Source organism: Mycobacterium sp. C31M (assembly GCF_053345865.1).
Genome location: NZ_JBKFAX010000008.1, coordinates 249,690 through 268,513, shown reverse-complemented (window position 1 = coordinate 268,513; position 18,824 = coordinate 249,690). Strand labels below are relative to the sequence as shown.

16 protein-coding genes are annotated in these 18,824 nt (G+C 66.8%); 6 read left to right on the top strand and 10 right to left on the bottom strand.

What is annotated here, in order from left to right; genetic code table 11:
- Positions 1-96 precede the first annotated feature (96 nt).
- From ACLBYA_RS14760 to ACLBYA_RS14735, 6 genes are read right to left on the bottom strand one after another with little or no spacing between them, the layout of a single operon-like run.
- A complete protein-coding gene (locus tag ACLBYA_RS14760) occupies positions 97-1,371 on the bottom strand; it encodes a M24 family metallopeptidase (protein WP_447710157.1) in 1,275 nt (424 codons plus the stop codon).
- Complete coding sequence (locus ACLBYA_RS14755; protein WP_447710156.1) at positions 1,368-2,309, bottom strand: NAD(P)-dependent oxidoreductase; 942 nt, start codon at positions 2,307-2,309, stop codon at positions 1,368-1,370. The genes ACLBYA_RS14760 and ACLBYA_RS14755 overlap by 4 nt, the downstream gene beginning before the upstream one ends.
- Positions 2,310-2,329: 20 nt before the next feature.
- Positions 2,330-3,088: an ABC transporter ATP-binding protein gene (locus ACLBYA_RS14750; protein WP_447710155.1), complete on the bottom strand. Its 759-nt coding sequence runs from the start codon at positions 3,086-3,088 to the stop codon at positions 2,330-2,332.
- Positions 3,085-4,947: a branched-chain amino acid ABC transporter ATP-binding protein/permease gene (locus tag ACLBYA_RS14745; RefSeq protein ID WP_447710154.1), complete on the bottom strand. Its 1,863-nt coding sequence runs from the start codon at positions 4,945-4,947 to the stop codon at positions 3,085-3,087. The genes ACLBYA_RS14750 and ACLBYA_RS14745 overlap by 4 nt, the downstream gene beginning before the upstream one ends.
- Positions 4,944-5,825 (bottom strand): branched-chain amino acid ABC transporter permease, encoded by an 882-nt coding sequence (locus ACLBYA_RS14740; protein WP_447710153.1) that lies wholly within the window; start codon positions 5,823-5,825, stop codon positions 4,944-4,946. The genes ACLBYA_RS14745 and ACLBYA_RS14740 overlap by 4 nt, the downstream gene beginning before the upstream one ends.
- A gap of 4 nt (positions 5,826-5,829) precedes the next feature.
- Positions 5,830-7,041 (bottom strand): amino acid ABC transporter substrate-binding protein, encoded by a 1,212-nt coding sequence (locus tag ACLBYA_RS14735; protein ID WP_447710152.1) that lies wholly within the window; start codon positions 7,039-7,041, stop codon positions 5,830-5,832.
- A gap of 278 nt (positions 7,042-7,319) precedes the next feature.
- Between ACLBYA_RS14735 and ACLBYA_RS14730 the strand changes: the two genes are divergently transcribed.
- Positions 7,320-8,825, top strand: coding sequence for an aldehyde dehydrogenase family protein (locus ACLBYA_RS14730; RefSeq protein WP_447710151.1), 1,506 nt, complete (start codon positions 7,320-7,322; stop codon positions 8,823-8,825).
- The gene (locus tag ACLBYA_RS14725; RefSeq protein ID WP_447710150.1) at positions 8,822-9,949 is read left to right on the top strand and encodes an MFS transporter; all 1,128 of its coding nucleotides are present in this window, start codon (positions 8,822-8,824) and stop codon (positions 9,947-9,949) included. Before ACLBYA_RS14730 ends, ACLBYA_RS14725 begins: the two co-directional genes overlap by 4 nt.
- A gap of 4 nt (positions 9,950-9,953) precedes the next feature.
- Here the strand turns inward: ACLBYA_RS14725 and ACLBYA_RS14720 are convergent, their stop codons facing one another.
- The gene (locus ACLBYA_RS14720; RefSeq protein WP_447710149.1) at positions 9,954-10,856 is read right to left on the bottom strand and encodes an ABC transporter substrate-binding protein; all 903 of its coding nucleotides are present in this window, start codon (positions 10,854-10,856) and stop codon (positions 9,954-9,956) included.
- Positions 10,857-10,901: 45 nt separating this feature from the next.
- Complete coding sequence (locus tag ACLBYA_RS14715; RefSeq protein ID WP_447710148.1) at positions 10,902-11,921, bottom strand: LacI family DNA-binding transcriptional regulator; 1,020 nt, start codon at positions 11,919-11,921, stop codon at positions 10,902-10,904.
- A gap of 150 nt (positions 11,922-12,071) precedes the next feature.
- On the opposite strand from ACLBYA_RS14715, the gene ACLBYA_RS14710 reads away from it, so the two are divergent.
- From ACLBYA_RS14710 to puuE, 4 genes are read left to right on the top strand one after another with little or no spacing between them, the layout of a single operon-like run.
- Positions 12,072-13,226 carry a pyridoxal phosphate-dependent aminotransferase gene (locus tag ACLBYA_RS14710; RefSeq protein ID WP_447710147.1) on the top strand — a complete coding sequence of 385 codons (1,155 nt, stop codon included), beginning with the start codon at positions 12,072-12,074 and terminating at the stop codon, positions 13,224-13,226.
- Complete coding sequence (locus ACLBYA_RS14705) at positions 13,226-14,458, top strand: DUF6986 family protein (RefSeq protein WP_447710146.1); 1,233 nt, start codon at positions 13,226-13,228, stop codon at positions 14,456-14,458. The genes ACLBYA_RS14710 and ACLBYA_RS14705 overlap by 1 nt, the downstream gene beginning before the upstream one ends.
- Positions 14,455-15,417 carry an allantoicase gene (gene alc / locus ACLBYA_RS14700; RefSeq protein ID WP_447710145.1) on the top strand — a complete coding sequence of 321 codons (963 nt, stop codon included), beginning with the start codon at positions 14,455-14,457 and terminating at the stop codon, positions 15,415-15,417. Before ACLBYA_RS14705 ends, alc begins: the two co-directional genes overlap by 4 nt.
- Positions 15,414-16,316, top strand: coding sequence for an allantoinase PuuE (puuE, locus tag ACLBYA_RS14695; protein ID WP_447710144.1), 903 nt, complete (start codon positions 15,414-15,416; stop codon positions 16,314-16,316). The genes alc and puuE overlap by 4 nt, the downstream gene beginning before the upstream one ends.
- A gap of 217 nt (positions 16,317-16,533) precedes the next feature.
- Here the strand turns inward: puuE and ACLBYA_RS14690 are convergent, their stop codons facing one another.
- Both ACLBYA_RS14690 and ACLBYA_RS14685 read right to left on the bottom strand, forming a co-directional pair.
- Positions 16,534-17,250: an aspartate/glutamate racemase family protein gene (locus ACLBYA_RS14690; protein WP_447710143.1), complete on the bottom strand. Its 717-nt coding sequence runs from the start codon at positions 17,248-17,250 to the stop codon at positions 16,534-16,536.
- Positions 17,247-18,794, bottom strand: a complete 1,548-nt coding sequence (locus ACLBYA_RS14685) for an NCS1 family nucleobase:cation symporter-1 (RefSeq protein ID WP_447710142.1) — start codon at positions 18,792-18,794, stop codon at positions 17,247-17,249. The genes ACLBYA_RS14690 and ACLBYA_RS14685 overlap by 4 nt, the downstream gene beginning before the upstream one ends.
- Positions 18,795-18,824 lie beyond the last annotated feature (30 nt).

The following is an 18,824-nucleotide window of genomic DNA, read 5'->3' as shown; positions in this document are numbered from 1 at the left end:
CAACCCAGCAGCACCACCGACCGCACGAAAACACGCCCGGCCTTGGGGCGTCGACCCACTACGGCCTCCACACCCCTTGACTCGACCTACAGCCAGCTAGTACTGGTTGGCGACGAACAGTTCCTGGGCGGGAAACTTGGTCAGGATGACCGGGCCATCCTCGGTGACCACGACCTCCTCCTCGATGCGCGCGGCCGAGGTGCCGTCGGAGGCCGGACAGTAGGTTTCCATCGCGAACACCATGCCCGCCTGGATCTCCAGCGGGTTCTCCAGCGAGTTCAGCCGCGAGATGATCGGCCGCTCATGCAGCCCCAGACCGAGCCCGTGCGCGAATTGCAGACCGAAGGCCGCCATCTCGTTCTCGAAGCCGAAATCCTCGGCCTTGGGCAGCAGTCGGGCGATCTGATCAGACCCGACACCGGGCCGGATCGCCTCGATGGACCGATCCATCCATTCCCGGGCCTGTTTGTAGGCGTCGCGCTGACTTTGCGTGGCGCTGCCCACCCCGAAGGTGCGGTAGTAGCAGGTCCGATATCCGTTGTAGGAGTGGATGATATCGAAGAAGGCCTGATCACCCGGCCGGATGATGCGGTCGGTGAAATTGTGCGGGTGCGGGTTGCACCGCTCCCCGGAGATGGCGTTGACGGCCTCCACCTGATCGGAGCCGAGTTCGTAGAGCCGCTTATTGGCCAGCGCCACGATCTCGTTCTCCCGCACGCCGGGTTTCAGCGCGTCGACGATGTCCTGATACACCCCGTCGACCATGGCCGCGGCCTGGTTGAGCAGCATGATCTCGTCGGCGGACTTGATCACCCGCGCGTCGAGCATGCTCTGCTGCGCATCGACGACCGTCAGACCCTGGCGTTGCATCTCGAACAGGAACGGCGGCTCGACGATGTCCATGCCGACTGGGGCGTCGGCCAGGCCGGCCGCCGCCAGGATGCTCTTGATCTCGGTGACCGCGTCGCGCATCAACCCGGCCTCCGGAGCCACCGCCCCGCGGAAACCCAGGAAGCCGGCCCGCCAGTTCTCCTGGGGCAGCCACGGCGAGTACAGCTTGTGGTGGCGTACCGCCGAACCGAAGTCCCACAGGATCGGATCACCCTCGCGGGTCAGCAGACAGTACCGAATCATCTTGTCGCCCAGCGCACCACCGATCCAGGTCTGGGTGGTGTAGCGGATGTTGTAGAAGTCGAACAGCAGGAAGGCGCCGCAGCCGCTGGCCTCCAGCGCCGCCTTCGCCCGCCCGATCCGGTACTCCCGCAGCCGGGCGAAATCCACCCGCTCCTCGTAGTCGACACCCATATGGCCGGGGGCACCGAGCGGTCGGGCAGCCACCGGAGGTGCGAGCGGCTCGTGCAGGGCCGTCACGAGTGCACCGGGGTCAGGCCGTCATCCACGCTGACGTTCTCCGACGCCAGTTCGACACCGGCGCCACGGGCCACCTCCAGCAACAGGGTGGCGAAGTCCTCCTCGACACCGACGCCGGCGCCCGCGGACTGGGCGATGATCTGCCGGGTCGCCGAGGCGATCGGCATCGGCGACTTGAGGTTGTAGGCCGCCTCCAGCCCGAGGTCGAAGTCCTTCTGCAGCAGGCCCATCGTGAAGGTCGGAGTGAAGTCCAGGTTGACGAACGCCGGCGTCTTGTACTGGGTGAACACCGACCCCATCACCGAATCGTTCAGGAAGGCCAGGAAATCGGCGCGGCTCACCCCACCCTTCTCGACCAGCACGGTGATCTCGGCCATGCACTGCGTCACCACCCCCAGCATCAGGTTGTGCGCGATCTTGACCAGCCGGGCCACCTCGCCCTCACCCACATAGGTGACGCTGCGACCGAACACCGACAGCACCGGCTCCACCGAGTCGAACACCTCACGCGGACCGGACACCGCCACGGTGAGTTTGCCTGCCGCAATGACTTTCGGGTTGCCCGACACCGGGGTCGCGAGGAAGTCGCAGCCGCGGGAGTTGGCGGCCTCCCGGATCAGCACCGAGGCCTCCGCCGACACCGTCGACGAGTCCGCGATGATCCGCGGTGACACCTCACCGGTCAGCAACCCGCCCTCACCCAGCATCACCTGCTCCAGGTCCTTGGAGCTGGACACCATCGAGAACACCAGATCGCGATCCGCCAGATCGACCGGCTGCGTGACGACCTTGGCACCCTTGTCGGCGAGCGCGGCAGCCTTGGACGCGGTCCGGTTGTAGACGGTCACGTCATAGCCGGCATCCAGAAGCCGCAACACCAGCTGGGCACCCATCCGGCCGGCGCCGATCCAGCCGATCTTCATATTCGAGGCAGACATGTGTGTGTTTCCTTTTCTCGTTAAGCCGTAGTGGGGGTGGCCGGGGTGTCGGACGTGCTGGGTGTATGCACGGCACCACCGAAGTAGAGATCGGCGATCTCGGGGTTGGACAGCACCGACTGGGCGGGGCCGGTGAGCAACACCCGGCCGCTCTCCATGACGATGCCCGAGGACGCCATCCGCAGACCGAACCGGACGTTCTGCTCGACCATCAGGATGGCTTTTCCGTTGTCCCGCATGATCGCGACGGCCTCGTCGATGACACCGAGCGATTTGGGATCCAGACCAAGGGAGGGCTCGTCGAGCAGCACCAGTTTGGGGTCGAGCATCAGGGACCGGGCGAATTCGACCATCCGCCGCTGCCCGCCGGACAGGTTGCCGCAGCGGATTCCGGTCTTGTCCCGCACCAACGGGAACATGCCCAGCACCTGGTCGTAGCGCTCCTTGACCAGCGCCCGCTGGCGGCGGATCACGTAGGCACCCATCAGGATGTTCTCCTTGACGGTCAAGGTCGGGAACAGCCCGTTGCTCTGCGGCACCTGGGTGACACCACATTCGAGCACCTGATCGGGCGCCAGCCCGGTGATGTTCTTGCCGTCGAGTGTGATCCGGCCGGCACTGGGTTTCAGGATCCCGCTCACCGCCCGGAGCACGGTGGACTTTCCCGCGCCGTTGGGTCCGACGATGCAGCCGAGTTCACCCGGCCCCACTTCGAGATCGACCCCCTGCAGGACATTGCCACCGCCGTAGCCGGCGACCACCCCTTCGAGCTTGATCATGCCGGGTTCCCTTCCTTGACAGACACTTTGGACGGTGCCTCCAGCAGGTAGTCGTCACCGAGGTAGGCGTCCAGGACCACCGGGTCCTTCTGGATCTGTTCGGGCGTGCCCTGCGCGATCACCGCACCACGGGCCAGCACCCGGATCGGGTCGCACAGCCCCACCACGAACGGCATGTTGTGCTCGACCAGCAGGAAGGTCTTGCCGCCCGCGTTGAGTTCGCGGATCAGGTCACCCATCCGCTCGATCAGGGTCGGGTTGATACCGCCGGCGGGTTCGTCGAGCAGGATCAGCTTCGGGTCGAGCATCAGCACCTGGGCCAGTTCGACGAGCTTCTGCTGCCCATAGGACAGCGCACCGGCCCGGGCATCCCGATAGGCGGCCATGCCGACGAATTCCAGCAGTTCCTCGGCGCGGGCGGCTTCCGATCCGCTGACCGCGCCCAGCCCCAACTGCGGCACCGAGAAATTGCGCAGCGGTGCGACGACGTTCTCCAGCACCGTCATCTCCCGGAACAACCGGGTGATCTGGAACGTTCGGCCGAGGCCGTGGTGGGCGCGTGCCCAGGGTGACGCGTTCTCGATATGCGTTCCACCGAGCAGGATCTCACCCTTGTCCGGGGCCATGGTGCCCGAAATCAGGTTGAACACCGTGGTCTTGCCGGAGCCGTTGGGCCCGATCAACGCGGTGATCGATCCCTCGGGCACGGTGAAGCTGCAGTCGTTGACGGCATGGTTGCCACCGAAACTCTTGTGCAGGCCCCTGACTTCCAACAGGGTCTTGCCGGTGGGTTCGGGTCGGCGGATGTCGGCCCGGACCAGGGGACGGTCCAGCGGGTTGAGCCGGGCACCGGAAAGCCCGACGGTGCCCTTGGTCCTGAGTTTCTCGATGAGGTTGGCCAGGGTCGGCAGGATGCCCTTGGGCAGCAGGATCACCAGCAGCACCAGCAGTCCACCGAACAGCACCAGGCGGGCGTTGCCACCCCCGAAGGCCTGGTTGGCGTAGATGTTGACGGGCTGGATGATGAAGGCGCCCAACACCGGTCCCCACAGTGTGCCGCGGCCGCCGAGGATGACGGCGAGCACGATCAGCGCACTGGTGATGATGGAGAACATGCCGATCGGGTCGACAAAGGACAGGTAGTACCCGTACACCGAACCGGCCATGCCGACGAACAGCGCCGACAGCCCGAAGGCCAGCAGCTTGTACACCGGTGCGTTGACACCGATGGTGCCGGCCTTGCCCTCGTCCTCGCGGATGGCGATCAGACCCATGCCGAACTTGGTGCGCCGGATCCACCAGGTCATCAGCAGCGAGGCCGCCAGCAGCGCCACCAGCACCAGGTGGAAGGGCCAGTTGCCCCATGCCTCAGGCCAATCCGGCAGCGGCAGGGTGAGCCCGGAGGTGCCGTTGGTGACAGAGACCCATTCGATGGCGACGAATTGGATGAGGAACAGGAACGCCACGGTGATGATGACGAAGGCCGGGCCACGTGACCGGTAGGTGACCAGACCCAGCAGCATCGCGATCACCGCGGCGATGACACCGGCCAACGGGACCCACAGCAGCGGTTCCATATCCGGGAACCGATTCGACATGATGGCGCCCACATACGCGCCGATGCCCACGAACGCGCCTTGGCTCAGCGACAGATAGCCGGTGAAGCCGGTGATGACATTGAGGCCGCTGGCGCCGATGGCCAGCACCAACGACAGGATCACGATGTTCTGCGCGGACATGCTGGGCGAGAGCGGGAAGAGCAGGATCACCAGCGCGGCGACCGTGATCAGCGCCCGGGAACCCCATTTGTGCAGACCGGGGTCCAGAAGCTTTGCCCTGGTGGTGTTCTGGGTCGTCATGCCACCGCATCCTCTCGGAGTCGAGTGCCCATCAGGCCCTGCGGCCGGGTGATGAGCACGACGATGATGACCAGGAACGGCACCGCCACCGGCCAGGCCGCACCGACGTAGGCGGTGGCCGCCATCTCACCGATGCCGATGACCAGCGCGCCGAGTACCGCGCCGGGCAGGCTGCCGAGACCGCCGAGGACGACGATGGCCAACAGTCGGGCGATCCACTGATAGTGGGTGCCGGGCAGGAACGGGTAGATCGTGGAGAGCATCGCGCCGCCGGCCCCGAGGGTGGCCACGCCGATCGCGAAGGTCAGCGCGGCGATGGTCGCGACGCTCACCCCCACCAGCAGCGCACCATTCTCGTTTGACGAGGCCGCCCGGATGGCTCGGCCCGCCCAGGTGTGGTTGAGCAGCAGGTACAGACCTCCCATCACCGCGACCGCGATGACCGCGGCGATGAGCATGGCCTGCGGAATGTAGATGGAGCCCAACGACAATGAGGCGTCGGTGTAGGACACCACCACGGTCGAGGAGGTGTTGCCCCAGATGAAGCCCATGATGCCTTCGAGCATCAGCGCGATACCGAAGGTGGCCAGCACCGTCATCGTCACGTGTGCGCTGCGCACGTGCTGGATGATCAGAACGTAGATCACCCAACCGAATCCGAACATCACCGCCATCACGATCGGGATGGACAGCAGCGGGTCGAGGCCCAGGTTGCGCCACAGGGTGAAGGTCAGGAACGCCGCCAGCACGGCGAACGCACCGTGGGCCAGATTGATCACCCGCATGACCCCGAAAATCAGGGTCAGGCCGGAGGCCATCAGCGCGTACAGCGCGCCGACGAGCGTTCCGAGGATGAGTGTTTGGACGAGGGAGGTCATGGGATCAGATGTCCCCACCGCGCCAGCGCATGATCTCCTCGGAGGTGGAGACATCGGCCGGCAGCACCACCTGCGAGACGCCGGCCTGCCACTGCCCCACCAGGAAGTCACCCTTGGGGCTGCCGTCCTCGTTCCAGCTCAGCGTGCCCAGCAGTGTGTCGACGCTGTTGTTTCGTAGCCAATCTGCCAGCGCCGCTTGGTCGTCGATAGAACCGACCGCTTCGACGGCAGCCTTGAGCACCTGGCCGGCGGCGAAACCGTCGGCGGCATCCTCGGGCGGGCTCTGGCCGAACTTCTGCTCGTAGCGCTCGACGAACTCCTTGTTCTGGGTGGTGTCCGACAGCGGGCTGTAGCTGGAGGAGAAGAAGACACCCTCGCTGTTCTCCGGGCCGACCGCATCCAGGTACTGCTGGCCGTAGGTGGGCGAGCTGCTCTGGTACAGGATGGAGGGCTGGTAGTTGGCACGGTTCATCGAACGGATCATGTTGACGCCGTCTTCGAACTGGGCGCCTTGGACCACGATCTCGGCGCCGGCGTCACGCATCGCGTTGACCACCGAGTCGAAGTTCTTGGTGGTGGCCGGGTATTTGTCCTTATAGACCGTCTGGATTCCGGCGGCGGACAGGATCTTCTCGGCGCCCTCGACGACGGGCCCGGCGAACGGATCGTCGAGCGTCGGGTATGCCGCCGTCTTGGGCCGCTGCTCCGGCGGGAGCCCCGCGATCCACTCGGCGAAGACCTTGGCCTGATCGGTGGCGATGGCCTGCTGCGAGAAGAAGATGTAGGAGAAGCCGCGGTTGAACATGTCCGGCGATCCGCACGAGGGGCAGACGAAGAGCATCTTGTTCTTCTCGGCGATGGCCGAGGCGGGAATGTTGAGCAAGGAGGACTGGCTGCCCAGCAGCAGGTTCACCTTGTCCTGCGAGATCAGGTTGTTGTAGTTGCTGACGGCGGTTTCCTGTTGGGTGGCATCGTCTTTGATGACGATCTCGACCTGCTTGTCGAGCAGACCGCCTGCCTCGTTCGTCATCTCGACCCAGGTCTGATAGCCCCGCTGGGTGTCCAACCCGCCCTGGCTGAATTCACCGGTGAGCGGCAGCGAGGCCCCGATCCGCAGGGTGTCCCCGTCGGTGGCGCTGTCCGCCGAACACGCCGACACGGTCAGCGCGATCGCCGCGGACGCGGCGACGGCGCGAAATACATGGGTAAAGCGCATGTCCAACCTCTCTGTCAGACCGATTGCCCCATCGCGACGACCGACTGTTGCGGAGATCACTTGCAATCGATTGCAGTGAATCGTCACATAGCACCTGGGGAGTGTCAACACCCCGAAGGGCCGGCCAATCGCCGAACCTCTCGGTAGCAACGCCGGATTGCGCGGCGACAATCCCGACACATTCCGGCACCCTTCCGTGAACCAGCAACCCGGTCTATAGTCGACCGCAATCGATTGCAACATCGACCTGCGCGCGGATCCGCACCTGACGGAGGCTCATGACCATCACCGATACCGAGACGGCTCGGCCACCACTGGCCCGCACCGAATGGGGCGCCTACATCGATGGCGGCTTCGTTCCGGTCGCTGACCTGCCCACATTCGAGGTGGTCGAGCCCGCCACCGCCACCGTCCTGGCCACGGTGGTCTCCGCAGACGACGCCCTCGTCGACCGGGCCGTCCGGTCCGCCCGCGCGGCATTGCCGGCCTGGCGGGCCCTGTCCGGCAGGCAACGCGGCGCGTACCTGAAGAAGGTCGCCGACCACATCCGGGCCCATGCCGACGAGCTCGGCGAATTGGTGTCGCGGGAGAACGGCAAACCCAAACGCGACGCGCTGGCCAACGATGTGGCGTTCTCGTCCAACTGTTTCGATTTCTTCGCCGGCCTGGGTGACAGCCTGCCAGGTGAGATCATCGACCAGGGCCCCATCGAGACCCGGGTCATCTACGAGCCGTACGGCGTGGTCGCGTGCATCCTGCCGTTCAACTGGCCGCCGATCCACTTCGCCAAAAAGGGCGCACCGGCGCTCATCACCGGCAACACCGTAGTGATCAAGCCCGGCGAACAGGCACCGTTGACCGTGCTGCGTCTGGTCGAGATCGCCAACGAGGTGCTGCCGCCCGGCGTGCTCAACGGGGTCCCCGGCCTGACCGCGGGCGCCGCGCTGGCGGGCCACCCGGGTGTCGAGCGGATCAGCTTCACCGGGGCCACCGCAACCGGCCGGCGGGTACTCGAATCGGCCGCGCAGAACCTCACCTACGCGACGATGGAACTCGGCGGCAAGAACGCGCTGATGGTGTTCCCCGATGCCGACCTGGATCTCGCGGTCACTGTGGCGATCGAGGCGATGTACTACAACCAGGGCGAGGCGTGCACCTCCACGGCCCGGATCCTGGTGCAGGACAGCGTGTACGACGAGTTCCTGACGAGGTTCAGCGCGGCGGCGACCGCACTGGTGGTCGGCGACGGCCTGGACCCGGGCACCGATATCGGCCCGATGGTCGACGCCCGACACCGCGACCGGGTGCTCGAATATCTGCAGATCGCACTCGACGAGGGCGCCCGCATCGTGGCGCAGGGACATGTCCCGAGCGAGGCCCCGTACGCCGCCGGCTACTGGGTGCCCCCGACGGTGCTGGCCGATGTCACCCCGGATTCCACCGTCGGCCAGGAGGAGATCTTCGGCCCGATCGCACTGCTGATGCGCTACTCCACCCTCGACGAGGCGATCGCGATCGCCAACGGCACCGCTTACGGTCTGACCGCCGCGATGATCACCCGCGACGAGGCGGCGGCCTGGCACATCGCCGCCCGTCTGGAGGCGGGGATGGTGTTCGTCAACAACTACATGCGCCGGTCCTTCCTCGGTTCACCGTTCGGTGGACAGAAGGGCAGCGGCTTCGGCCGGGAGAACGCGCCAGAGACTCTGCACGAGTTCGTCCGGTCCAAGGCGGTACGGTTCCGGTCCGGCCGTGGAGAGGTGCCGGTGTGGCCGCCTAGATGATCCTGATCATCGGCGCCTTCGTCTCACTGCTCGACCGATCGGTGATGCCACCTCTGATCCCGGTCATCGCCGCGGATTTCGGTGTACCGCTGGAGTCCATCGGCCACTCGCTGACGGTCTATGCGGTGGTCTATGCGGCCTTTCAATTGTTCTGGAGCACGTTGGCCGCGCGCTATGGCCGGGTCCGCATGCTCGTCATCTCGACCGCTCTCGGCGGATTATCCAATCTCGCAACGGCATTCACCCACAGTGCAGCGACCTATGGTCTCGCCCGGGCCGCCGCGGCGGCAGCCTTTTCCGCCACCATCACCACGGTGCTGATCTACTACGGCGAAACCTTGACCCTGCGGCAACGTGCGGTCGCCACCGCCAACCTGGCGGCCGCCATCGCGATAGGCCTGGCGGTCGGCACGGTCGGTTCGGCCGCAATAGCCCAATGGTGGGGCTGGCGTTGGGTTTATGTCGTACTGGCGGCGGCCTCGCTGGCACTGGCGCTCGGGTTCACCCGCCTGCGGGAGGCGACCACCGACACCCGCGAGCGGCTCCTCCCGTCGCTGCGGAAGCTGGCGGCCAATCGGTGGGCACTGGCCATCCTGGCCTTCACCGTCGCCGAAGGCGCCCTGCTGGTCGGAGTGTTCAACTACCTCGCGGTGGCCCTGCAGACCGCCGGTGCGTCGGTACTGGCCGCCGGGATCGCCACCGCGATGTTCGGTGCCGCGGTGGTGGCCGTGAGCCAGCTGATGAAGCTCATCCTGGATCGCTGGCCGTCGTGGGTGCTGATGCTGCTGGCCGGGGTGGCGACGGTGGCGGCGTATATCGCCGTGGCCGTACAGATCTCGCCTATCACCGTGGTAGTCGCGGCGATCCTGCTGGGAACGGCCTGGGCCGGTGGCCACACCACGATGCAGACCTGGATGACCGATGCGGCCGCCGACAGCCGCGCCATCGGGATGTCGTTCTTCTCGATCGCGTTGTTCGTCGGCGCGTCGCTCGGTGCGGCCGCAGGCAATGCCGCCGCCGCCACCGGCCGTTTCGGGATGCTGTTCGCGCTGACCGCGGCGGCAGCGGTCGTGTACGCCGCCGTCACGACGTCGGCCCGGGCCCGATATGTGGTGCGCGAGTAGCCGTTCAGTCGACCAGCACCGCCGGGCGTACCATCTCGTCGAAACGTTCTGTCAGCCCGTCGAGTTCGGGCATCGGGAGGAACTGCCTGCGCAACCCGACCAGGGTGCCCAGCGCCGCGGCGCCGACCGCACCGTCGCCGATCAGCCCGCGTAGCGGATCTTTCAGCACACCAACATGTTCGGCGGCCAGCTCCGGGTCCAGCCCGAGCAGCCGCGCGGCGGACGCCTCGGCCTCGGCGTCCAGCGCACCGGACCGGATGGCCCGGGCGGTGTCCCCGAGTGCCTCCACCAGCCGGTCCACGGCGGCGGCGTGCGCGCCGTCGCGCAACCGTGCCACGACGGTTCCCAGGTAGGGACCGAGCCGGGTCACCTCCGCGAGCAGCAGGCAGCCGTGCGCCCGCGCCGTCAACTCATTCCCGGCATTGAGCACCGTCAGGTCACAGCCGCCGCTGCGGAGCGCCTCGGCGCGCTTCGGCGTCGACCCCAGCGTGATGATCTCCAGATCCTCGCGGGTGATCCCTAGTTCGGCGAGCAGCGCGTAGCCGACGAAGGCGAATCCGGAATTCGGCACATCGACGGCCAGCCGTCCGCCGCTGACCTCGCGCAGGCCGGTGACGCCCGGTCGTGCCGCCAGACACAACCGAAGCCCCCGGTCGATACCGGCGACGATCTCGACATCGAGCAACTCGCCCAACGGGTTTCTCGGCAGGAAGCGGTAGGCCAGTACGTTGTCGGGACTGGTGAAGACGGCATCGAACTCGCCGTCACGCAGCGAGCCGAACTGCGCCGGTGAGGACGGAACCGGCACATCGCGCACCTGCACTCCGGCCGCGTCCAGTCGACCGGTCCCGCGGGCGACGTCGAGCAGCACCGACGGGCTGAACACTCCGAGCGTGATCTGATCCATGACCCTGCAATCGATTGTAGGAACTCCGTGTCGGAGCCTATCGGGTCAGGGGCGGGCCGACCCCGTGGAACCGCGACATACCAGTGACACCGGCAGCGTCAGCGTCACCGCCTCCTGCTCACCGGCCTCGATACCGCGGAGCAACAGACGGGCCGCCTCGGCACCGATCTCGCGCAGCGGCATGTGCACCGTCGTCAGCGGCGGCCAGAAGTCCTCGGCGAACGGCATGTCATTGAAACCGACCACCGAGACATCCGCCGGACAATGCAGCCCCTCGGCCCGCAGCCGCCGGATCAGCCCGAGGGCCACCAGATCGTTTCCGGCGACCAACGCCGTCGGATGAACATCGTTGTGTGCCAACAGATATTCGGCCGCCTCGACACCCGCATCGATGGTCAGCGCGGATGCATAGGTGGTCTGGTGCTCGACACCGGCCCGGGTGGCTGCCGCCTCGAAAGCCTCGGCCCGTGATCGGGTGGTGGAGAAGTTCGGCGGGCCGGCGACATGCACGATCCGCTTGTGCCCGAGTTCGACGAGATGCTCCAGAGCCAACTCGATACCGCGGGCGTTGTCGCCACCCACCAACGGGAAATCGCCGACCCCGGTACCGCGATTGACCAGCACCACCGGTACGTCGGCCGCGACCGCGTCGTCGACCACCGGCTGATCGTCGAGCCGGCCCGTCGCCAGGATGAAACCGTCGACCCGGCGTTGCAGCAGCGATTCGAACACCGAGATCTCCACGTCGTCATGCGAGTCGGTGTTCGCGATGAGCACGGTGTAGCCCTGCGCCTGCAGCACGTGCTCGATACCGCGGATGATGGGCGGGAAGATCGGGTTCATCAGATCCGGGATGATCACCCCGATGGTCATCGACCGGCTCGTCCGCAAGCTGCGGGCCATCGCGTTGGGCACATAACCGAGTTGACGCGCAGCTCGTTTGACGCGCTTGAGCGTTTCGGCATTGACCTGATCGCGGGTACGGGCGTTGAGCGCTCTCGACACCGTGGCCTTGTGCACCTCGGCGAGGCGCGCCACATCGTCGATGGTCACTCGTCTCGGCATGTCCGGCTCTCCCCACACCCCCGAGCCCGGGCTGTCGGACTCATCGGTCGAGATTACCGCGACGGGTCGGGCGTCATGCCGCATGTTGCAATCGTTCGCAACCGGGCGTGCCGCAGGACACATCGGCAGAAGAAACTAGGCTGGTCTGTTATGACCGTCTCCCGCCTGCAGCCCTACGCGGTGACGATCTTCGCCGAGATGTCCGCGCTGGCTGCCCGGATCGGTGCCGTCAACCTGGGGCAGGGCTTTCCTGACGAGGACGGCCCGGCGGGCATGCTCAAGGTCGCCCAGGACGCGATCGCCGAGGGCATCAACCAGTACCCGCCCGGACTGGGCATCCCGGCGCTGCGCCAGGCGATCGCCGCGCAGCGGCAACGCCGCTACGGCATCCGCTATGACCCGGACACCGAGGTGCTGGTCACCGTCGGCGCCACCGAGGCCATCGCCGCCGCCCTGCTGGGCCTGGTGGAACCCGGCTCCGAGGTACTGGTGATCGAGCCGTTCTACGACTCGTACTCCCCCGTCATCGCGATGGCCGGCTGCCGTCGCGTCACCGTGCCGCTGGTCCCGGACGGCCGCGGGTTCGCCCTCGACGTGGCGGCCCTGCGAGCCGCCGTCACGCCCCGCACCCGCGCGCTGATCCTCAACTCGCCACACAATCCGACGGGCCTGGTGCTCACCGCTGCCGAGCTGTCGGCGGTCGCCGCGCTCGCCGTCGAGCACGATCTGCTGGTCGTCACCGACGAGGTGTACGAGACGCTGACCTTCGGCGCCGAGCACCGGCCGCTGGCCGGCTACCCGGGGATGCGCGAGCGCACAGTGACGATCTCGAGTGCGGCCAAGATGTTCAACGCCACCGGCTGGAAGATCGGCTGGGCGTGTGCGGCACCGGACCTGATCGCCGGGGTGCGCGCGGCCAAGCAGTACCTGACCTACGTCGGGGGTGCCCCCTTCCAGCCCGCGGTGGCCTATGCCCTGGACCACGAGGACGCATGGGTGGCCGGCCTGCGGGCCGACCTGCAGGCCAAGCGGGACCGGTTGGGTGCGGCACTGAGCGAGCTGGGTTTCGAGGTGCACGACAGCGCGGGCACCTACTTCCTGTGTGCCGACCCGCGCCCCCTCGGCTACACCGACAGCACCGCGTTCTGCGCCGAACTGCCGACCAGGGCCGGTGTCGCCGCGATTCCGATGTCGGCGTTCACAAGTGCGGACAACGGGTGGAATCATCTGGTGCGCTTCGCTTTCTGTAAACGGGACGACACCCTGGACGAGGCCATCCGTCGTCTCGAGGTGCTGAGATCGTGATGACACGGGACGATGGACGGATGGTCACCCAGCGCCGCGTCCCCGCCGACGCCCTTGCGCGCATCGATACACTGCTCGCCGGCGTGGACGACACGCTCGCCGCGCGGTACCCGGGCGCGCAAGCCGGCAGCCAACCCGTGCACACCGTGTACGTCAGCGCCGCCGACGCCGGGCCCACCACCGTCATCGAGTGGGGCACGACGGCACTGGAGCTGCTCGACGACCATCCGGCGGTGTTCGCCGAGCTCGGTGATGCCACCGCGCTGGCCCTGGTGCGGGAACGGCTGCGCACCGCGCCGATCGCCGATCTGCGTATCGATTTCGAGGACGGCTACGGCCGGCGCGCCGACGATGCCGAGGACGCCGATGCGGTGGCGGCCGGCGATACCTTGCGCACGCTGGGTCTGGCGCACTGTGGCGTGCGGATCAAGGGACTGACGGCGGCCGACCGGGCCCGTTCGGTGCGCACCCTGGAACTGCTGCTCGACGGCGGTGTGCCGGACGGCTTTGTGTTCACCGTGCCGAAACTGCGTGCCGCCGAACAGGTCACCGCGACCGTCTGGTTGTGCGAGGCACTGGAGCAGGTGCACGGTCTTACACCGGGCACCCTGCGCTTCGAGCTGCAGATCGAGAGCCCTCAGGCGGTACTCGGCGCCGACGGCACTGCCACCGTCGCCAAGGCCATCCAGCTTTCCGACGGACGATGCAGCGGATTGCATTACGGCACCTACGATTACAGCGCCGCTTGCGGCATCGTCCCGCAGCAGCAGGCACTGGATCACCCCGTCGCCGACCACGCCAAGGCGGTCATGCAGGTCGCGGCCGCCCAGACCGGGGTGTGGCTGGCCGACGGTTCCACCCAGGTGTTCCCGGTCGGCGCCGACGATCACGTGACCGCGGCGATCCGGCGCCACCACCAGCTGGTGACACGTTCACTGCAGCGCGGCTACTTCCAAGGCTGGGACATGCATCCGGGCCAGCTGGTCACCCGGTGGTTGGCCACCTTCTCCTTCTTCCGCGCCGCACTCGACGCCGCCGCGCCAAGGCTGCAGGCCTACCTGGAGCGCCGGGGCGGAGCCATCGTCGACGAACCGGCCACCGCCGAGGCGCTTGCCACGGTGGTTCTGCGCGGATTGGACTGTGGCGCTTTCGATATCACCGACGTTCTGGATCACGCACCGCAGGCCGACATTTCTGTCCTGCACAACCTCAAGGAACGAAAGCCGTTATGACCGATTCCCCACCCGATTTCAGTTGGCTGCCCGACCTGGCACTGCGCACCGCCGGAGGTGCCGTGCTGTGGGCAAACGATGACGCGTTCGCCGAGAAGGAGAACCTGATCAAGCCGGGCCCGGCAAAGTATCAGCCGGCCACCTTCGGTCACCGCGGACAGATCTACGACGGTTGGGAGACCCGGCGGCGCCGCGAACCCGGCCACGACGAGGCCATCGTGCGCCTCGGGGTTCCCGGTGTGATCCGGGGACTGGTGATCGACACCGCCTGGTTCAAGGGCAACTTCCCGCCCGAGGCATCGGTCGAGGCCCTGGAGGTCGGCGGCTATCCCCCGGTCGACGAGTTGATCGACCATCCCGGCTGGGAGACGCTGGTCGAACGCGCAAAGATATACGGCGACAGCCGAAATCCCTTCGAAGTGACCTCCGAGAAGCGCTGGACCCACGTCCGGTTGCGGATCTACCCCGACGGCGGTGTGGCCCGGCTGCGGGTGCACGGCGAGGGCCGCCCCGACCCGCAGTTCTTCGGGGTGGGGCCGGTGGATCTGGCCGCGCTCGAAAACGGCGGCCTGGTACTGGATTGCTCGAACCGCTACTACAGCTCGCCGCAGAACCTCATCTTCCCGGGTATCGCGAAGGTGATGGGGGACGGCTGGGAGACCGCTCGGCGCCGCGATGACCGCAACGACTGGGTGCACATCCGGCTGGCCGCCCGCGGACGGGTGCGCCTCGCCGAGATCGACACCTCGTACTTCATCGGAAACAGCCCCGGCGCGGCACAGATCACCGGCCGCACCGACGACGGTGAGTGGGTGACCCTGGTGCCGCGCACCACCCTGCTGCCCGATACCCGGCACCGGTTCCTGGTGGACGACGAAACACCGGTCAGTGAGGCCAGATTGGACATCTACCCCGACGGTGGCCTGGCGCGGCTGCGGCTGTTCGGGGAGTTGGCGTGAGCTATCCCAGGGACTTCATCGGCTACGGGCCGACGCCACCGCATCCACGCTGGCCCGGCGATGCGGCGATCGCGGTGCAGTTCGTCCTCAATTACGAAGAGGGCGCCGAGAACTGCATCCTGGACGGCGATCCGGCCTCGGAGACCTTCCTGTCCGAGATCACCCCGGCCGAGGCGTTCGGCAATCGGCACATGAGCATGGAGTCGATGTACGAGTACGGCTCCCGGGCCGGGCTGTGGCGGGTGTTGCGGGCCTTCGAGCAGCGCGACCTGCCGCTGACCATCTTCGCCGTGGCCCGCGCCATGCAGCGCAATCCCGAAGCGGTGGCGGCCTTTTCCGAACTCGGACATGAGATCGCCTGTCACGGCCTGCGCTGGAAGTCGTATCAGATGATCGGCCAGGACACCGAGCGCGCGCATATGGCCGAGGCGGTGCAGATCCTGCAGGAGCTCACCGGGGCCGCCCCGCTGGGCTGGTACACCGGCCGCGATTCGCCGCACACCCGCGAGCTGGTGGTCGAGCACGGCGGTTTCGTCTACGACTCGGATTCCTACGCCGACGATCTGCCGTACTGGGTGAAGGTGGCCGGCACCGATCATCTGGTGGTGCCCTACACGTTGGACACCAACGACATGCGGTTCTCGTCATCGGCCGGGTTCGCCAACGGGGACGAGTTCTTCGCGCATCTACGCGATGCGTTCGACGTGCTGTACGCCGAAGGTGTTGCCGGACAACCGAAGATGCTATCGGTGGGATTGCACTGCAGGCTGGTAGGTCGACCCGCCCGGACGGCGGCACTGCACCGGTTCCTCGACCACGTGCAGTCCCATGACCGGGTGTGGGTCGCGCGGCGTATCGATATCGCCGAGCACTGGCGGGCGGTTCACCCGGCGGGCTGACGCCCGCGCGCCCCGTCTGTGGACGTGATGCAGTATCACCGGTAGTGCTACATCTCGCGCGGCATTGTCGCTCCCCGGGCGCCGCGAGCTACGTGGCTTCAGCCAGAACGGCGTATGCAGGCAAATGACTGTACTCAGGTACGCGCCGGCACCGAAAAGCGTACGTGGCTTCAGTCTTTCGAGCGGGTCAGCTCACGAGGCTGAAACCGGCGACGGGCTACCGCTTCGGTACGTACTCCTTGACTGGCGGGGTGGCGTACTCGCCGCGCTTGCCGGTGGACAGCCCCATGGTGATCAGCGATTGCACCGTCAACGTCGCGGCGGTGACACCGTCGACCACCGGCACCCCGATCTCGGCGGAGATCGCGGCGCACATCGCGGCCATGCCCGCGCAGCCGAGCACCACCGCATCCGAACCATCGGATTCCACCGCATCCCGACAGGCCTCGGTGACCAACTTGAACGCCTGCGGATCTGTCTCCAGATCCAGCACCGGGATCTCGCAGGCGTGGTAGCCGCGGCAGAACCGTTCCATGCCATAACGTTCGGCGAGTTCTTCGGCGCGGCCGATGGTGCGCCCCAGCGTGGTGACGATGCTGAACCCGCGACCCAGATGGCTGGCGGTGTGCATGGCCGCCTCGGCGATACCCAGCACCGGTCCGGCGGCCAGTTCGCGGGCCGCATCCAGGCCCGGGTCACCGAAACAGGCGATGACGTAACCGTCCACCCCTTCGGCCTCGCCGCGGGCGATCACGTCGAGCAGGCCCGGCACGCTCATCGCCTCGTCGTAATGACTCTCGATCGACGGCGGGCCGAACGGCGAGGTGACCGCGGTGACGACGGTGCCGGGACCGGCCACTGCGTGCGCGCAGCGGCCGATCCCGGCGGTCATCGTCTCGGTGGTGTTCGGGTTGATGACCCAGATACGTGTCACGTCAACGATTCTGCCACCAGCTTGTCGCGACTACCCAACAGGTAGTACACCGCGAAGCCGACACCGCAGCCGATGAACCAGCTGTACTGCGCCGCGGCTGCCATCCCGGTGACACTGCCCCCAAGCAGCACCGGGATGACGGCCAGCACCGCACCGAGCACGGTGGCCAGCACCGCGACCCGGTTGTAACCCTTGGTGTACCAGTACTTTCCGGAGTCCTCCATGGTGAACATGTCGTCGACGACCACCTTCTGCTTGCGGATCAGGTAGTAGTCGGCGATCAGCACACCGAACAGCGGGCCGATGAACGCGCCCAGGGTCTCCAGCGTGTAGTGGATGACCTCGGGGTTGGCGTACAGGTTCCACGGGGTGATCAGCACCGAGCCGACCGCGGCGATCATGCCGCCGGCACGCCAGCTGATGCGCTGCGGGCTGACATTGGAGAAATCGAAGGCCGGCGAGATGAAGTTGGCGACGATGTTGATGCCGATGGTGGCGATGGTGAAGGTCAGCGCGCCCAACACGATGGCGAAGGTGCTGTCGATGCGTGCCACCGTCTCCACCGGATCGGTGAGCAGCTCACCGAACACCGGCAAGGTCAGTGACGCCGTCACCACGACGAGCACCGAGAACACCAGGAAGTTCACCGGCAGACCCAGGAAGTTGCCCTTCTTGACGGCCTCGAAACTCTTTCCGTAGCGCGAGAAGTCACCGAAGTTGAGCATCGGTCCGGAGAAGTACGACACCACCAGCGCGATGGCGCCGAGCATGACGGGCACGGCCGCCCAGCCGGTGTGGGTGACATCGCCGAGGTTCAGGTCGATGGCGCCCCAGCCGGCCTTGTAGATCAGGTAGCCGCACAGGATGAACATCACGACATAGACTGCAGGACCGCAGAAGTCGATGAACTTACGGATGGATTCCATCCCGCGCCAGAACACGCAGGCCTGCAGCACCCACAGCAGCAGGAAGCTGCACCAGCCCAGCAGCGACAACCCGGCGAATCCGTACTCGTCGACCTGAGCGTAGGGCATCAGGCCGGGGAACAGCTTGAGCAGCACCACATCCAGGGCCGCCGAGGCCAGGTAGGTCTGGATGCCGTACCAGGCCACCGCGATCAGGCCGCGGATGATGGCCGGGATGTTCGCGCCCAGCACACCGAACACGGTGCGGCAGATCACCGGGTAGGGCACCCCGGTGGCCTGGCTGGGCTTGGCGACCAGGTTGCAGAAGAAGTAAACGATGGTGATGCCGACCAGCAGCGCCACCAGCACCTGCCAGCTGGCCAGGCCGAGCGCGAACAGACTGCCGGCGGTGACGTAGCCGCCGACGCTGTGCACGTCCGACATCCAGAACGCGAAGATGTTGTAGGAGGTCCAGGACTGCTTGCCCAGCGGGGCGAGGTCCTCATTGGTCAGCCGCGGGTCGTAACCGGGCTTGATCACGCCACCGCCGACCGGGTGGCCGGCAGCTTCGACGATGTCCCCGGCGCCGACAACGGCGCCCGGCGGGAGATCACTGGGAGGTACAGCGGTATCGGTCATGGTGGGCGACTATCCGCCCGGTTTGTTTCC

Excerpts from the sequence above, each read along its gene's own strand:
- ACLBYA_RS14725 (WP_447710150.1), top strand. The coding sequence starts at position 8,822 with ATGATCCTGATCATCGGCGCCTTCGTCTCACTGCTCGACCGATCGGTG.
- ACLBYA_RS14735 (WP_447710152.1), bottom strand. The coding sequence starts at position 7,041 with ATGCGCTTTACCCATGTATTTCGCGCCGTCGCCGCGTCCGCGGCGATC.
- ACLBYA_RS14710 (WP_447710147.1), top strand. The coding sequence starts at position 12,072 with ATGACCGTCTCCCGCCTGCAGCCCTACGCGGTGACGATCTTCGCCGAG.
- ACLBYA_RS14705 (WP_447710146.1), top strand. The coding sequence starts at position 13,226 with ATGACACGGGACGATGGACGGATGGTCACCCAGCGCCGCGTCCCCGCC.
- ACLBYA_RS14715 (WP_447710148.1), bottom strand. The coding sequence starts at position 11,921 with ATGCCGAGACGAGTGACCATCGACGATGTGGCGCGCCTCGCCGAGGTG.
- ACLBYA_RS14755 (WP_447710156.1), bottom strand. The coding sequence starts at position 2,309 with ATGTCTGCCTCGAATATGAAGATCGGCTGGATCGGCGCCGGCCGGATG.
- ACLBYA_RS14720 (WP_447710149.1), bottom strand. The coding sequence starts at position 10,856 with ATGGATCAGATCACGCTCGGAGTGTTCAGCCCGTCGGTGCTGCTCGAC.
- ACLBYA_RS14750 (WP_447710155.1), bottom strand. The coding sequence starts at position 3,088 with ATGATCAAGCTCGAAGGGGTGGTCGCCGGCTACGGCGGTGGCAATGTC.
- ACLBYA_RS14685 (WP_447710142.1), bottom strand. The coding sequence starts at position 18,794 with ATGACCGATACCGCTGTACCTCCCAGTGATCTCCCGCCGGGCGCCGTT.
- alc (WP_447710145.1), top strand. The coding sequence starts at position 14,455 with ATGACCGATTCCCCACCCGATTTCAGTTGGCTGCCCGACCTGGCACTG.
- ACLBYA_RS14745 (WP_447710154.1), bottom strand. The coding sequence starts at position 4,947 with ATGACGACCCAGAACACCACCAGGGCAAAGCTTCTGGACCCCGGTCTG.
- ACLBYA_RS14740 (WP_447710153.1), bottom strand. The coding sequence starts at position 5,825 with ATGACCTCCCTCGTCCAAACACTCATCCTCGGAACGCTCGTCGGCGCG.
- ACLBYA_RS14730 (WP_447710151.1), top strand. The coding sequence starts at position 7,320 with ATGACCATCACCGATACCGAGACGGCTCGGCCACCACTGGCCCGCACC.